Raw genomic sequence first — 14217 nt, forward strand, 5'->3', positions numbered from 1 at the left:
CTTTGCATATCAAATGCAATTTCCTCTGGAGGAAAGAAAATGGGTCCTTTCCCGCATGACGCGCCGCCCTCGGAAATCACCGCCGACAATCCGGCCGGCACCGACGGCTTCGAATTCGTCGAATTCGCCCATCCCGAGCCCGAAACGCTGCGCGAACTCTTCACACGCATGGGCTATGTTGCGGTCGCCAAACACAAGACGAAAGATATCACCGTCTGGCGACAAGGCGACATCAACTATGTCCTGAACGCCGAACCCGGCAGCCATGCCGCGCGCTTCGTCGCAAATCACGGTCCCTGCGCCCCATCGATGGCCTGGCGCGTCGTCGACGCCCAACACGCGTTCAAGCATGCGGTGTCAAAAGGCGCTGTCCCGTATGAAGGGGACGACAAGATGCTCGATGTTCCGGCGATTGTCGGCATCGGCGGCTCGCTGCTCTATTTCGTCGAGACCTATGGTGCCAAGGGATCGGCCTACGAGGCCGAGTTCGATTGGCTCGGCGAGCGCGACCCGCATCCCCAAGGGATCGGCTTCTATTATCTCGACCATCTGACGCACAACGTCTTTCGCGGCAACATGGACAAGTGGTGGGATTTTTACCGCAACCTGTTCAATTTCAAGCAGATCCACTTCTTCGATATCGATGGGCGCATCACCGGTCTGGTGAGCCGCGCCATCACCTCGCCCTGCGGCAAAATCCGCATTCCGCTGAATGAATCGAAGGACGACACCAGCCAGATCGAGGAATATCTGAAGAAGTACAAGGGCGAGGGCATTCAGCACATCGCCGTTGGAACGGAGGATATTTACGACGCCACCGACAGGCTTGCCGACAACGGCCTGCGCTTCATGCCGGGTCCGCCGGAGACCTATTACGACATGTCCTATGAACGCGTGAACGGCCATAGTGAACCTGTCGAACGGATGAAGAAGCACGGCATCCTCATCGATGGCGAAGGTGTGGTGAATGGCGGGATGACGAAAATCCTGCTGCAGATCTTCTCCAAGACCGTCATCGGCCCGATCTTCTTCGAGTTCATCCAGCGCAAGGGCGACGAGGGTTTCGGCGAAGGCAATTTCCGGGCTCTCTTTGAGTCGATCGAGGCCGATCAGATCAAGCGTGGTGTCATCGGGACTGCAGCGGAGTAAACTCACTAGCGCCGCGCATCTTTCAGACGCGCGGCGCTGGAGTGTTCGGGGAGGAGTGAGCATGGACCAGACATCGATCCAGACGTCGGATGGTGAAGCCGCGACAGCAAACACGCTGAAATATATGCCGGGGTTCGGCAATGACTTCGAAACCGAGTCGCTTCCCGGCGCCTTGCCGCAAGGCCAGAACAGTCCGCAGAAATGCAACTATGGTCTCTATGCGGAGCAGCTTTCCGGCTCGCCGTTCACCGCGCCGCGCGGGACCAACGAAAGGTCCTGGCTTTACCGCATCCGCCCGAGCGTGCGTCACACCCGTCGCTTCTCCAACGCGTCCTATCCGCTCTGGAAAACCGCACCTTGCCTGGACGAACATTCGCTTCCTCTCGGCCAGCTTCGCTGGGATCCCATCCCCGCACCCTCGGAGAAGCTGACGTTTCTCGAGGGGGTGCGGACCATCACCACGGCAGGCGATGCCACCACCCAGGTGGGCATGTCAGCCCATGCCTATGTCTTCAATGAGGACATGGTCGACGATTACTTCTTCAACGCCGATGGTGAATTGCTGATCGTGCCGCAGCTCGGCGCCATCAGAGTGTTCACCGAAATGGGCATCATGGATGTCGAGCCCCTGGAAATATGCCTGATCCCGCGCGGCATGATGTTCAAGATCATGAGGGGTGGCGACCAGACGGTCTGGCGTGGCTACATCTGCGAGAACTACGGCGCGAAATTCACCCTGCCGGACCGCGGACCGATCGGCGCCAACTGCCTGGCAAACCCGCGTGACTTCAAGACGCCTGTCGCCGCATTCGAGGATAAGGAAACGCCGTGCCGCGTGCATGTGAAGTGGTGCGGAAAATTCTATGTCACCGACATCGGCCATTCGCCGCTGGATGTGGTGGCCTGGCACGGCAACTACGCCCCGTTCAAATACGACTTGCGGACGTTCTCGCCGGTCGGCGCTATCCGCTTCGATCATCCCGATCCGTCGATCTTTTCGGTGCTGACCGCGCCGACCGAAGATGCGGGCACGGCGAATGTCGATTTCGTGATCTTTCCGCCGCGCTGGCTGGTCGCCGAGCATACATTCCGTCCGCCCTGGTACCACCGCAACATCATGAGCGAATTCATGGGCCTGATCCATGGCCAGTATGACGCCAAGGAGGAGGGCTTCGTGCCTGGTGGCATGAGCCTGCACAACATGATGCTTCCCCACGGACCGGACGCGCTCGCCTTCGAAAAGGCATCCAATACCGAGCTCAAACCGGTGAAGCTCGATCACACCATGGCCTTCATGTTCGAGACCCGGTACCCGCAGCAATTGACGAAATACGCAGCCGAGCTCGAAACGCTACAGGATAATTACCTGGAATGCTGGGACGGCCTGGAACGCAAGTTCGACGGAACCCCCGGCATCAAGTGATGCATCAACTGAAGTCATCCTCCTGCACGGAATTCGGACATGAAACTTGCGACGTTAAAAGACTCCACGCGGGACGGCCGGCTCGTCGTCGTTTCCCGCGACCTGACCCGCTGTTCCGAGGTCGGTCATATCGCCCGCACATTGCAGGCAGCACTCGATGACTGGGAGCATGTGGCTCCGAGGCTCGCGCTCATTGCCGAAGGCGTCGAGACCGGCGCCCAGCCGACGACCCGGTTTCACGAACATGACGCTACGTCACCTTTGCCGCGCGCCTATCAATGGGCCGACGGCTCCGCTTACGTCAACCATGTCGAACTGGTGCGCAAGGCACGCGGCGCCGAGATGCCGGCGAGCTTCTGGACCGATCCGCTGATCTATCAGGGCGGGTCGGACGCTTTCCTTGCGCCGCGCGACCCGATCGTGATGGCCGACGAGGCTTACGGGATCGACATGGAGGGCGAGGTCGCCGTCATAACCGGCGACGTTGCCATGGGGTCCAGCCCGGAGGCTGCACGCGGCGCCGTCCGCCTGCTGATGCTCGTCAACGACGTTTCGCTGCGCGGTCTGATCCCGGACGAATTGGCGAAGGGATTTGGCTTCTTCCAGTCCAAGCCGGCATCGGCATTTTCTCCGGTCGCGGTGACGCCGGATGAGCTTGGAGATGCGTGGGACGGTGGCAAGCTGCATCTCCCGCTGCTCGTCAGCCTGAACGGCAAGCCATTCGGCACGGCCAACGCCGGCATCGACATGACGTTCGATTTTGGCCAGTTGATCGCCCACGCCGCCAAAACCCGCAATCTCGCGGCCGGCACGATCATCGGCTCGGGAACGGTGTCCAACAAGCTCAACGGCGGCCCGGGCAAGCCGGTGGAAGACGGCGGAAGCGGCTACTCCTGCATCGCCGAACTCAGGATGATCGAGGCCATCGAGACCGGATCGCCGAAGACCGCCTTCATGAAGTTCGGCGATCAGGTCCGCATCGAGATGAAGGATAAGGCCGGCCATTCGATCTTCGGGGCGATCGAGCAGACGGTCGAGAAATACAGCGGAGCCGGGCCGCAATGAAGGAGGTCGTTCTCTACGACTACTGGCGATCATCGGCGAGCTATCGCGTCCGCATCGCGCTCAATCTCCTGGGCATCGATTATCAGACCGTGCCCATCAACCTGTTGGAGGGCGCGCACAGGACGCCGGAATATCTGGCCCTCAACCCGCAGGGACTGGTGCCGACATTGGTGATCGACGGGAAAACACTGACGCAGTCGCTGGCGATCGTCGAATACCTCGCTGAGACCAGGCCGGAATGCGGATTGCTGCCATCTGACATTGCCGATCGCCAGAAAGTCCGCGCTCTCGCATATGCGGTCGCCATGGACATCCATCCGATCTGCAACCTGCATGTCGTGTCACATCTGATGAGCATGGCTGACAAGGCCGATGCCCGCGAGGAATGGATGAAGCATTTCATTACCGACGGACTGGGCAAACTGGAAACCATGATCGGCAAAGCCGATGGCGCGTTCAGCTTTGGAAATACGCCGACGATGGCGGACCTCTGCCTCGTTCCCCAGGTCTACAACGCCCGTCGCTGGGGCGTTGAGTTGACCGCTTTCAAGCGCATCGTCGACATCGACGCCGGATGCGCAGACCTGCCGGCCTTCCAGGCGGCGCATCCCGACCGCGTGAAGCCGTAACGGCAGAGCGGGACCCGGGACGAAATTCGAAGAAGCATCCCCTTCTTCCTGCGGCTCTCGCATCAATGGCCGGCACACACCAGATCGCGTGGACTGGGATCTCACGATCGCGGCGAATGCGATGCCAATTCCTGTAGGTATGAAGAGTAAGCATCGCCGGTCCGCGGGCGAGGTGCGGTAATTTGTCTAGCAGCCATCAAGCGCCTTGATCCTCGAGACCAGGGTCTTGCCAAACACGTAGGTGGTCTGGACATCGGCACGACCCTGGCAGCGACGTCCATCATTGGTGACGTATTCGTACGAAACCCGGACATCATCATTGCCGCGTAGTGCCGTTCCCGTGAGTTTGAGCGGCTCCGACATCGCGCCGAAGAAGGCGTGGATCGACACTTCGTTGAATGGGCCTTGGCCGCGTTTCTCCGGAACGACCAGCGCTGAGGCGGTTTCACCATCGGCTGCGGCGAGCGCGGAGTAGAAGGCCGTCACCGTGCCCATGGGATCGTGGGGAAACGTCTTGCCCGCCTCGGACGCCGGATCAGGTCCGTCCTCGTCAATCGCGTCGTAAGTGATGCCCACCATCTGCGCCTTCGCGGCCGTCAGCCACGCGATGCCTTCAGGCGGTGCCGACGTCACGTAGGCGATGGCAGTCTCGGACAATCCCAACTGGTTGAGATAAGCTCCGACCAGTGCGTTGGCGACACCACTCTCGCTGGCCTTTCCGTCGACCACGCGATAGGCGGCATGGAAACCGATATTGGATTCGGGCTGAAGAAACCGCTGCGAACCGGCAAGCCAGGTCAGGGCGCAAGCCGACGCGCACAAGGTCCCCGGCGGGGTGGCAGTGGCAAAGCCTCGAAGGCGGATGGCACGTCCGATCTCAATCCCGGCTTTGAGATCACCGCCCTCGCTGTTTAGAAAAACAAGGGCTTTGCTGGAGGCGGCGGCCAGGTTTCTGAAGACAATTTCGTCGCCTTCGTTCAAGACGCCCGTGACGGAGATCAGGTCTGTGTCGCCCTCCAACGGCTCTCGCGTGATCTCCGCCGCAGACAGAGGAAATGCGCATAGAAACAACAACCCAGCCACGATGTAACGCATCGATTCCCCCGCGTTTACTGTAACTATTCAACATTGCGACGAATGTTCTTGCAAGCCTGCTCGTAGCTCACCAGGCAGGCTGTAGGAGAAGTGAGAAGACCGCGGCGTCTATCTCGAGCTTCAAACGAGTGGCGATCGTCTCGGCCAAAAAAAGCCGCCGCAGCTGACTGTCGGCGGCTTTTCACTATCGATCAATTTTTCTCGGACGCCTTCGGGTGGCGCTACACAATCACCGCCTACTCAGCTGCACCCGCTCGTAGCACCGCACGTGTCGCACTTCTCACAAGTCCCATTCCGCACCATCGTGAAGTTCTGGCACTCCGAGCACATGTTGCCGGTATAGCCCTGCATGATCGAGCGCTGGCGGCGTTCGGCTTCGCGCTTCTTGGCTTCGGATTTCGCCGTTGCCGCGTCGGCTGCCGCCTTGTCGGAGAAGAGGGCCGTTGCGTCGCTGGTGAGTTCCTCGGTCACCTCTTCGGCGATCTCTTCCGCCAATTCCTTGGCGCGCTCTTCGTAATCGCGCTTGAAGGCGACGATTTCGGAGGTGGAGACGGCGATCGTCGGCTCCAGCTTGCGGGCAGCGCTGCCTGCAAAGGCGGTCACAGTGCCGGTGGAAGCGGCGCGGGCAGGGGCGGCGGTGGCCGCACCCTTGGGTTCGCCTGCCTGGCGTTCGCCGCCGGTGCCGGACACCAGCGTCGGCTTGTAGCCGCGGGTCCAGCCGGTGGAGAGCAGGTTGGTCTTGCCCTCCTGGATGCCCTTGCCGAGCGCCGTGTTCGAGAAATCAGACGTATCGACATGCGCGAGGTCATGGCGGCCGAGATAGGAGACGGCAAGCTCGCGGAAGACATAGTCGAGGATCGAGGTGGCGTTCTTGATCGCGTCATTGCCGATGACCATGCCGGCCGGCTCGAACTTGGTGAAGGTGAAGGCCTCGACATATTCCTCGAGCGGCACGCCATATTGCAGGCCGAGCGAGATGGCGATGGCGAAATTGTTCATCATCGCACGGAAGGCAGCACCTTCCTTGTGCATGTCGATGAAGATCTCGCCGATGCGGCCGTCGCCGAATTCGCCGGTGCGCAGATAAACCTTGTGTCCGCCGACGGCGGCCTTCTGGGTATATCCTTGGCGGCGGTTCGGCAGCTTTTCGCGTTCGCGCGAAACTCGTTCGATCACCCGCTCGATGATCTTCTCGGTGACGGTGACGGCCTGGGCGGCCAGCGGCGCCTGCAGCAGTTCCTCCAGCGCATCCTCGTCGTCTTCGTCCTCAATCAGTGAGGAATTGAGCGGCTGCGACAGCTTCGAGCCGTCGCGATAGAGCGCGTTGGCCTTGAGGCCAAGCTTCCAGGAAAGCATGTAGGCGTTCTTGCAATCCTCGACGGTCGCCTCGTTCGGCATGTTGATCGTCTTGGAAATCGCGCCCGAGATGAACGGCTGAGCCGCCGCCATCATGCGGATATGGCTTTCCACCGAGAGGTAGCGCTTGCCGACCTTGCCGCAGGGATTAGCGCAATCGAAGACCGGCAGGTGTTCATTCTTGAGGAAGGGCGCGCCTTCCAGCGTCATCGCACCGCAGACATGGATGTTGGCGGCTTCGATGTCCTTCTTCGAGAAGCCGATATGGTCGAGCAGGCTGAAGCTCATGTCGGCGAGCTGTTCGTCGGAAACCTTCAGCGTCTCCTTCAGGAAGTCGGCGCCGAGCGTCCACTGGTTGAAGACGAACTTGATGTCGAAGGCGCTCTTCAGCGCGGCGTTGACGGCTTCCACCTTCTCGTCGGTGAAGCCCTTGGTCTTCAGCGTCGACGGATTGACAGCCGGCGCCTGGTTCAGGTTGCCGTGGCCGACGGCATAGGCCTCGATCTCGGCGATCTGGCTTTCCGAATAGCCGAGCGTGCGCAGCGCGTCGGGCACGGCGCGGTTGATGATCTTGAAGTAGCCGCCGCCGGCGAGCTTCTTGAACTTGACGAGGGCGAAGTCGGGCTCGATGCCGGTGGTGTCGCAATCCATGACGAGACCGATCGTGCCCGTGGGCGCGATGACCGAGACCTGGGCATTGCGGTAGCCATGCTGTTCACCGAGCGCGAGCGCCTTGTCCCAGGCCGATTTGGCGTGGGCGACGAGATCCTGGTCGGGGTTTTCCGAATGGATCAGCGCGACCGGGTTGATCGACAGCGCCTCATAGCCGGAGCTCTCGCCATGCGCCGCACGGCGATGGTTGCGAATGACCTTGAGCATGCTCTCGCGGTTCGGCGCGAAGTTCGGGAAGGGCCCAAGCTCGGCAGCCATTTCGGCCGAGGTGGCATAGCAGATGCCGGTCATGATCGCGGTCAACGAGCCTGCAATGGCGCGGGCCTCAGTGGAGTCGTAGGGAATGCCTGTTGACATCAGCAGACCGCCGATATTGGCGTAGCCGAGGCCGAGCGTGCGGTATTCGTAAGAGAGTTCGGCAATGCGCTTCGACGGGAACTGCGCCATCATCACCGAGACTTCGAGCACGACGGTCCACAGGCGAACCGCATGTTCGTAGTCGGCGATGTTGATGCGCTTGGTGGCCTTGTCCTTGAACTGCAGCAGGTTCAGCGAGGCAAGGTTGCAGGCCGTGTCGTCGAGGAACATATATTCCGAGCATGGGTTCGAGCCACGGATCGGGCCGCCGGCCGGCGAGGTGTGCCAGTCGTTCATCGTCGTGTTGAAGTGGATGCCCGGATCGGCCGAGGCCCAGGCAGCGTAGGAAATGGTTTCCCAGAGATCGCGTGCCTTCAGCGTCTTCATCACTCGGCCGTCCTTGCGGGCGGTCAGGTTCCATTCGCCATCATTCTCGACGGCGCGCAGGAAGTCGTCCTTGATCGAGACGGAGTTGTTGGAGTTCTGGCCGGATACCGTGAGGTAGGCTTCCGAATCCCAATCCGTGTCGTAGGTCTTGAATTGGAGATCCTTGTAGCCCTGGCGGGCAAACTGGATGACGCGCTGGACGTAGTTCTCGGGAACCTGGTCCTTCTTGGCGGCGCGGATTTCGCGCTTCAGGGCAGGGTTCTTGTTGGGGTCGTAGCAATCGCCGTTGTCGCCGCCTTCGCAATTGAAGCAGGCCTTCATGATCGCCTTCAGATGCTTGGCGACAACCTTCGAGCCGGTCACGAGAGCCGCAACCTTCTGCTCTTCCTTGACCTTCCAGTTGATGTATTCCTCGATATCGGGATGGTCGATGTCGACGACCACCATCTTGGCGGCGCGGCGTGTCGTGCCGCCCGATTTGATGGCGCCGGCGGCGCGGTCGCCGATCTTCAGGAAGCTCATCAGGCCGGAGGAGCGGCCGCCGCCGGAAAGCTTTTCGCCTTCGCCGCGCAGCATCGAGAAGTTGGAGCCGGTGCCGGAGCCGTATTTGAAGAGGCGCGCTTCACGCACCCAGAGGTCCATGATGCCGCCTTCGTTGACGAGATCGTCCTCGACAGACTGGATGAAGCAGGCATGCGGTTGCGGGTGTTCGTAGGCCGACTTGGACTTGGTCAGCTTGCCGGTGAAGGGATCGACGTAGAAATGACCCTGGCCGGGGCCGTCGATGCCGTAGGCCCAATGCAGGCCGGTGTTGAACCACTGCGGCGAGTTCGGGGCGACACGCTGGGTGGCGAGCATATAGGCAAGCTCGTCCTTGAAGGCCGAGGCATCTTCCTCGGAGGAGAAATAGCCGCCCTTCCAGCCCCAATAGGTCCAGGTGCCGGCAAGACGGTCGAAGACCTGGCGCGCATCGATTTCGGAGCCGGTCTGTTCGTCCTTGGACAGGGTCTTCAGCGCAGCATCGTCGGGAACGGAGCGCCACAGGAAGGAAGGAACATCGTTTTCCTCGACCTTCTTCAGTCGGGTGGGAACGCCGGCCTTGCGGAAATACTTCTGCGCCAGAACGTCGGTCGCGACCTGGGAGAACTGCGCGGGAACATCGATATTCTCGAGGCGGAACACGATCGAACCGTCGGGGTTCTTGATCTCGCTCGTCGCCTTGCGGAATTCGATATCCGCATAGGCGCCTTGGCCGGCCTTCGTGAAACGACGTTCGATGCGCATTGTCTTGACCTCGTGTTGGCGCCTGGTCCCCGCGACCTCGGCGCAAAATTCCTATCCGGCGGCACTTTGTCGTCGCGCAGCCAGTCTCGTTTCCGTATTGTGACAGGGGTGTCATCCGGAGATGTCCTTCCTGTATCTTGTGGTGATGGTGGCTGCAAACACTAAATATAGTATTAACAGCTTATTATCGCCAGCCCCGATGTCACTTTTTTTGGAGGCTGAAAACCGCGCAAAAATCCTGTCGGGCCTGAACTGTTTCCGGTCCATCGCCCTGATTCCGCGTCCTAATTTTCAAAAGGGAACCGGGCTCGTTACCTCCGGTCCTGTCGCCGCCGCAACATCAGGATCAGTAAAGTTTGAAACAGCTGATTCCGTCAAGGGCTGGCTTTTAATTGATTGCTAACCACAACATGTTGTGGATGCGCCTGTGGAGATTGGGGAAAGCCGGGGAGCGCTGATATTACAATGGCTTGCAGGTGTTGCCGGCTAAGGAAAAGGTCGAAACGCCAAAAAAGCGTCATGCGGCAAATCTTGTGATGGCATTTCCGCCGCAAATGAGCATGCCGATTCGCCGGTGAAATCAGTGCTCCTAAAGCACGTCGTTATCGCAAAAGCGCAAACTTTTGCGCGACATGCTGTTAGAGCGCATCGATGGCGATGGTGACGATGGCGACGCCGATCGGCCTGTTCTCTTCGTCCATGACGACGAAGCTCGCCTGCGTCTCGAGGTTCTGGGTGGATTCGTTGCGTTCCGCCCGGTCGATGAAGATCTCGCGGGAGCCGCTGGCGAAGGTTTGGAGATATTTCTCCTCGTCGCCCTGCCAGAAGTCGGCGGTGATGGTGCTCTGCCCGACATTCAGCCCATGCGAGTCCGTGACGAAAAATTCGAGAATCGCGCCCTGCGAAGCATCCTGATTTTCCCTCAGGTACTGCGACACGGATTTGTCGAGCAACAGCTTGACCATCTGCAGGTGGTGCTGATTGACTTCCGACCGGTAGGCCTCATCGAGTACCCGCATATCCATCTCGCTGACATTGCCGAATTTCGCGTTCTGCTCGGCAATGGCCTTCAGTACCAATGGCGTTTCCACAATTGGTCGGATCCGCTTCTCGACGTAGTCGTGCACGAGGGGAACGTAGGCAGGCTCAGCATGGACGGGCGCCAGCGGCAACAGAAAGGTCCCCAGCCCGACAGTCACAACCGCTCCTACATGCCCCCATCGAGCCATCTTGCTTCCCTATACCCGTATTGTTCGCCGCACGCTTGAGGCGCAACCCGACACGATTCGCATCTGTCGATTTTATGAGCAAAAGATAAAATAGATGTGCAGATCCCGATAGCGGATTCCGAAGACCTCGCTGACAAAATCTGGAACAATTTCAAGTGGTAAATACGATTGTCGCGCGCTTTGGTCTGTAACGATCAGCCCGCGCCCTTGGCGATCGGCTCCTGATAGGTGAAACCCATGTCCCAGGGGAAATAGATCCAGGTATCCTGGCTCACCTCGGTGATGAAAGTATCGACCGTCGGCACGCCCTTCGGCTTGGCGTAGACGCAGGCGAAATGTGCTTTCGGCAGCATAGTGCGCACCTGTGCGGCGGTCTTGCCGGTATCGGTCAGATCGTCGACGACCAGCACGGCTTCGCCGCCATTCTCCATAAGTTCGGGCGCTATTCCCTTGAGCAGCACCATGTCACCCTGGTTCACATAGTCATGATAGGACGCGACGCAGACGGTCTCGATCAGCCGGATGTTCAGTTCACGCGAGATGATCGCGGCCGGAACGAGGCCGCCGCGGGTGATGCAGACGATCGCCTTAAATGTCTGATTCAAGCCGGCAAGCCGCCAGGCAAGGGCGCGCGCATCGCGGTGGAACTGATCCCAGGAAACGGGAAAGGCTTTATCGGGAAGGGACATCGGGCTGCTCCGCGGCATGAAAAAACGACACGCCGTTGGCCGGCGACCGGACAGGCTTGAAGCGGCGATTGGCAAAACGCAAATCGCGCAGCCGGAACTGCGCGAGAGGGGGCCGAGCTCGAAGCTGTCATCGGTCGCCGCAATTAGCGGGATTTGCCGGCAAAAGGCAAGAGCAGCCAATCAACGCGACAACAGGGTCAGCGCCGTCATCGATTGCAGCAGGGTCTTGGTCGTGCCGCCGAAGATCATCTGCCAGAGCCAGGAGTGCGTATAGGCGCCCATGACGAGAAGATCGATGCTGCTGTCCGAAAGCCGGTTCTCGATGACATGCGATGCGCTTTTGTCCACACTTTGTGCCGTCGAAAGCGTCGTCTTCACGCCATGACGCGCAAGCGTCGCGGCGATGTCGGCGCCTGCCGTCAGCGGCGATTGCAGCGCCGTGTCGGCCGGATCGACCGAAAAGATCTCCACCTCGTCGGCGGCTTTGAGGATCGGCAGCGCGTCGAAGGTCGCGCGCGCCGCCTCCTTCGAACCGTTCCAGGCGATCAGCACGCGCTTGATCGGCTTCGGTTGGCGGATGATATAGGGGATCATCAGCACCGGCCGACCGGTTTCGAAGAGAAAGCTGTCGACGTCGACGTGGCTGTCGGAAGGTCTGGCCGGGTCGGCCTGCGAGGCGATCAAGAGGTCGGCGCTGCGCGCACTTTCGATCAGCGGCGCGGAGCCGTATCCGGTCGATGTGGCAAAGCTGCGCCACTCGGAGGAGGCGCCTGATGCCTCCGCTTTCGCCCTGAAGATGCGCTCAACCGCAATCGTTTCGCTATGCGCCATGTCCTGCAGCGCCTGCACGGCAACGGGATCGGGGATTTCCATCGGCGCCACCAGCGGCACGGCGGAGATGATTTCGGCATGCAGGCCGATCACATGGGCGCCGCTTTCAGCAGCGATGGCAAAGGCGAAATCGGCAACCGCGGTACTATTGTCAGATGTATCGAGAATGGCGAGAATGGTTTTGTAAGACATATCAATTCTCCTTGCGCTGAAACGGCTTGCGCGAGGGAAGGAATGCGCCGGACCGTTCTCCTGTTCCTTGATAGGGATCAAGGATGCCCCAGGTTCCGGCGTTGCCCTCAAGCCTCGGCGGAATGGTTTTCGGCAATGTCCTTTCTTTGGCGGATAGCGTCGATCATTGCCCGCACCTCGGCGCCGGCTGCATCGATAACCGCCTGGGAGCGGCCGCGCACGACGATCTCGGTCGAGAATTTCTGGCCGATATAACGCGGGTAGGAGCCGATGCTGGTCTCCGGATGTGCTTTCTGGATCGCGGTCAGCGGCGTACCGATCTCACCTTCGCCGTAAGGGCAGGCGATGGCGAGCGAAAGCACCGGCGTGCCGGTTCGAAGCGTCGGCAGCACATTGTCGACCATCGCCTGGAAGACCTGCGGCACACCGGCCATGACGTAGACGTTGCCGATGATGAAGCCGGGCGCGGTCGAGACCGGATTGGGAATATGGGCAGCCCCGCGCGGCATGCGCGCCATGCGCTGGCGCGCCTCGGTGAATTCCATTTCACGGCGCCGATACATCTCGGCAAGCAGCGTCATCGCCGTCTCGTCATATTCGCAGGGCACGCCGAAAGCCTTGGAGATGGCGTCGGCGGTGATGTCGTCATGCGTCGGCCCGATACCGCCCGAGGTGAAGACATAATCATATTTGCCGCGAAGCGCGTTCAGCGCCTCGACGATCGCGTCCTCGTCGTCGGCGACGATGCGCACTTCCTTGAGATCGATGCCGGAAAGCGTCAGCAAATCGGCGAGATGGCCGATATTTTTATCCTTGGTGCGGCCGGAGAGAAGTTCGTCGCCGATGGCGAGCATGGCGGCGGTGACGACGATGTCTTGGCTCATAGGATGTTCCGTGATGTGAGGCTGGGGAATAGGTAGCGCCGTTCGGTCGCTTTGCAAACACCAAGAGCATGATGCCGAAAAGTGCAGGCGGGTTCGGACGACATGATGCTCTAACTTTTAAATTGGGGCGATGCGTCATTTTTGCCGAAATGAAAACCGCAAGCGAATTTTCGTCTCCGGGTGTTGAACACTGAGTTCTTGAGGGCGGGGCTTTGTTCAACCAGGCGCGCTGATAGAAGTCACGTCGGGCACGAAATTCAACGATGTTTCAAGGAAGATAGAAGATGGCGAAGGTTCTCGTTCTTTATTATTCGGCTTACGGCCATATCGAAACCATGGCCTATGCCGTCGCCGAAGGCGCGAAATCGGCCGGTGCCGAGGTCACCGTCAAGCGCGTTCCGGAACTGGTTCCGGAAGATGTCGCCAAGGCTTCCTATTACAAGGTCGACCAGGCGGCTCCGATCGCCACCGTCGATGAACTGGCGGACTATGACGCCATCATCGTCGGCGCCGGCACCCGATTCGGTACGGTCGCCTCGCAGATGCGCAATTTCTGGGATCAGACGGGCGGCCTCTGGTTCGCCGGTAAGCTTGTCGGCAAGCTCGGTTCGGTCTTCACCTCTTCGGCAACCCAGCACGGCGGCCAAGAATCGACCATCCTCGGCTTCATCCCGACCTTCCTGCACCAGGGCATGGTCGTTGCCGGCCTGCCTTACGCCTTCCAGGGCCAGATGGGCACCGAGGAAGTCAAGGGCGGCTCGCCTTACGGCGCCTCCACCATCACCAACGGCGACGGCTCGCGCCAGCCTTCCGAGATCGAGCTGGAAGGCGCGAAATACCAGGGCGCCCATGTCGCCAAGCTTGCTGCCAAGCTCGCCTGATCTTTGACGCTGAAATAATGAAGGCGCGGCGGGCATGGGGCTCGCCGCGCCTCTTTTTGTCCACAGACTGGCGGCCCTTGATCAGTGGCGGCTT

Annotated in this window: 12 protein-coding genes; 6 read left to right on the forward strand and 6 right to left on the reverse strand. The window is 60.2% G+C overall.

Annotated features, from left to right (window positions below):
* Positions 1–39: 39 nt before the first annotated feature.
* From hppD to maiA, 4 genes are all read left to right on the forward strand, one after another.
* Complete coding sequence (gene hppD / locus ACM5SV_RS17630) at positions 40–1149, forward strand: 4-hydroxyphenylpyruvate dioxygenase (protein ID WP_012757076.1); 1110 nt, start codon at positions 40–42, stop codon at positions 1147–1149.
* Between the two features lie 61 nt (positions 1150–1210).
* The gene (gene hmgA, locus ACM5SV_RS17635) at positions 1211–2572 is read left to right on the forward strand and encodes a homogentisate 1,2-dioxygenase (protein ID WP_012757077.1); all 1362 of its coding nucleotides are present in this window, start codon (positions 1211–1213) and stop codon (positions 2570–2572) included.
* 39 nt (positions 2573–2611) lie between these two features.
* Positions 2612–3637 (forward strand): fumarylacetoacetate hydrolase family protein, encoded by a 1026-nt coding sequence (locus ACM5SV_RS17640; RefSeq protein WP_222015687.1) that lies wholly within the window; start codon positions 2612–2614, stop codon positions 3635–3637.
* Entirely contained in the window at positions 3634–4266 is a 633-nt protein-coding gene (maiA, locus tag ACM5SV_RS17645; protein WP_207579916.1) for a maleylacetoacetate isomerase, read from the forward strand. Before ACM5SV_RS17640 ends, maiA begins: the two co-directional genes overlap by 4 nt.
* Positions 4267–4452: 186 nt before the next feature.
* Here maiA and ACM5SV_RS17650 read toward each other — a convergent pair whose 3' ends face one another.
* Positions 4453–5361 (reverse strand): hypothetical protein, encoded by a 909-nt coding sequence (locus tag ACM5SV_RS17650; RefSeq protein ID WP_012757080.1) that lies wholly within the window; start codon positions 5359–5361, stop codon positions 4453–4455.
* A gap of 240 nt (positions 5362–5601) precedes the next feature.
* The gene (locus tag ACM5SV_RS17655; protein ID WP_222015689.1) at positions 5602–9417 is read right to left on the reverse strand and encodes a vitamin B12-dependent ribonucleotide reductase; all 3816 of its coding nucleotides are present in this window, start codon (positions 9415–9417) and stop codon (positions 5602–5604) included.
* Positions 9418–9538: 121 nt separating this feature from the next.
* Here ACM5SV_RS17655 and ACM5SV_RS17660 point away from each other — a divergent pair, with 121 nt between their 5' ends.
* Entirely contained in the window at positions 9539–9820 is a 282-nt protein-coding gene (locus ACM5SV_RS17660; RefSeq protein ID WP_157628321.1) for a hypothetical protein, read from the forward strand.
* 235 nt (positions 9821–10055) lie between these two features.
* On the opposite strand, the gene ACM5SV_RS17665 is transcribed toward ACM5SV_RS17660, so the two are convergent.
* From ACM5SV_RS17665 to ACM5SV_RS17680, 4 genes are all read right to left on the reverse strand, one after another.
* The gene (locus tag ACM5SV_RS17665) at positions 10056–10646 is read right to left on the reverse strand and encodes a hypothetical protein (RefSeq protein WP_017993699.1); all 591 of its coding nucleotides are present in this window, start codon (positions 10644–10646) and stop codon (positions 10056–10058) included.
* Positions 10647–10840: 194 nt separating this feature from the next.
* Positions 10841–11335 carry a xanthine phosphoribosyltransferase gene (gene gpt / locus ACM5SV_RS17670; protein WP_017993700.1) on the reverse strand — a complete coding sequence of 165 codons (495 nt, stop codon included), beginning with the start codon at positions 11333–11335 and terminating at the stop codon, positions 10841–10843.
* A 180-nt stretch (positions 11336–11515) separates the two neighbouring features.
* Positions 11516–12358, reverse strand: a complete 843-nt coding sequence (locus tag ACM5SV_RS17675; RefSeq protein WP_064648899.1) for a universal stress protein — start codon at positions 12356–12358, stop codon at positions 11516–11518.
* 107 nt (positions 12359–12465) lie between these two features.
* Positions 12466–13242: a competence/damage-inducible protein A gene (locus ACM5SV_RS17680; protein ID WP_012757156.1), complete on the reverse strand. Its 777-nt coding sequence runs from the start codon at positions 13240–13242 to the stop codon at positions 12466–12468.
* Between the two features lie 284 nt (positions 13243–13526).
* On the opposite strand from ACM5SV_RS17680, the gene wrbA reads away from it, so the two are divergent.
* Positions 13527–14123 carry an NAD(P)H:quinone oxidoreductase type IV gene (gene wrbA, locus ACM5SV_RS17685; protein ID WP_003538774.1) on the forward strand — a complete coding sequence of 199 codons (597 nt, stop codon included), beginning with the start codon at positions 13527–13529 and terminating at the stop codon, positions 14121–14123.
* Positions 14124–14217: the final 94 nt, after the last annotated feature.

Origin of the sequence: Rhizobium sp. CRRU65 (assembly GCF_048551595.1) — a bacterium.
Lineage (GTDB): Bacteria > Pseudomonadota > Alphaproteobacteria > Rhizobiales > Rhizobiaceae > Rhizobium > Rhizobium leguminosarum_J.

What these genes read in the sequence shown, in the direction of transcription:
- hppD (WP_012757076.1), top strand. Translation starts at nt 40, where the DNA reads ATGGGTCCTTTCCCGCATGACGCGCCGCCCTCGGAAATCACCGCCGAC.
- hmgA (WP_012757077.1), top strand. Translation starts at nt 1,211, where the DNA reads ATGGACCAGACATCGATCCAGACGTCGGATGGTGAAGCCGCGACAGCA.
- ACM5SV_RS17640 (WP_222015687.1), top strand. Translation starts at nt 2,612, where the DNA reads ATGAAACTTGCGACGTTAAAAGACTCCACGCGGGACGGCCGGCTCGTC.
- maiA (WP_207579916.1), top strand. Translation starts at nt 3,634, where the DNA reads ATGAAGGAGGTCGTTCTCTACGACTACTGGCGATCATCGGCGAGCTAT.
- ACM5SV_RS17650 (WP_012757080.1), bottom strand. Translation starts at nt 5,361, where the DNA reads ATGCGTTACATCGTGGCTGGGTTGTTGTTTCTATGCGCATTTCCTCTG.
- ACM5SV_RS17655 (WP_222015689.1), bottom strand. Translation starts at nt 9,417, where the DNA reads ATGCGCATCGAACGTCGTTTCACGAAGGCCGGCCAAGGCGCCTATGCG.
- ACM5SV_RS17660 (WP_157628321.1), top strand. Translation starts at nt 9,539, where the DNA reads ATGTCCTTCCTGTATCTTGTGGTGATGGTGGCTGCAAACACTAAATAT.
- ACM5SV_RS17665 (WP_017993699.1), bottom strand. Translation starts at nt 10,646, where the DNA reads ATGGCTCGATGGGGGCATGTAGGAGCGGTTGTGACTGTCGGGCTGGGG.
- gpt (WP_017993700.1), bottom strand. Translation starts at nt 11,335, where the DNA reads ATGTCCCTTCCCGATAAAGCCTTTCCCGTTTCCTGGGATCAGTTCCAC.
- ACM5SV_RS17675 (WP_064648899.1), bottom strand. Translation starts at nt 12,358, where the DNA reads ATGTCTTACAAAACCATTCTCGCCATTCTCGATACATCTGACAATAGT.
- ACM5SV_RS17680 (WP_012757156.1), bottom strand. Translation starts at nt 13,242, where the DNA reads ATGAGCCAAGACATCGTCGTCACCGCCGCCATGCTCGCCATCGGCGAC.
- wrbA (WP_003538774.1), top strand. Translation starts at nt 13,527, where the DNA reads ATGGCGAAGGTTCTCGTTCTTTATTATTCGGCTTACGGCCATATCGAA.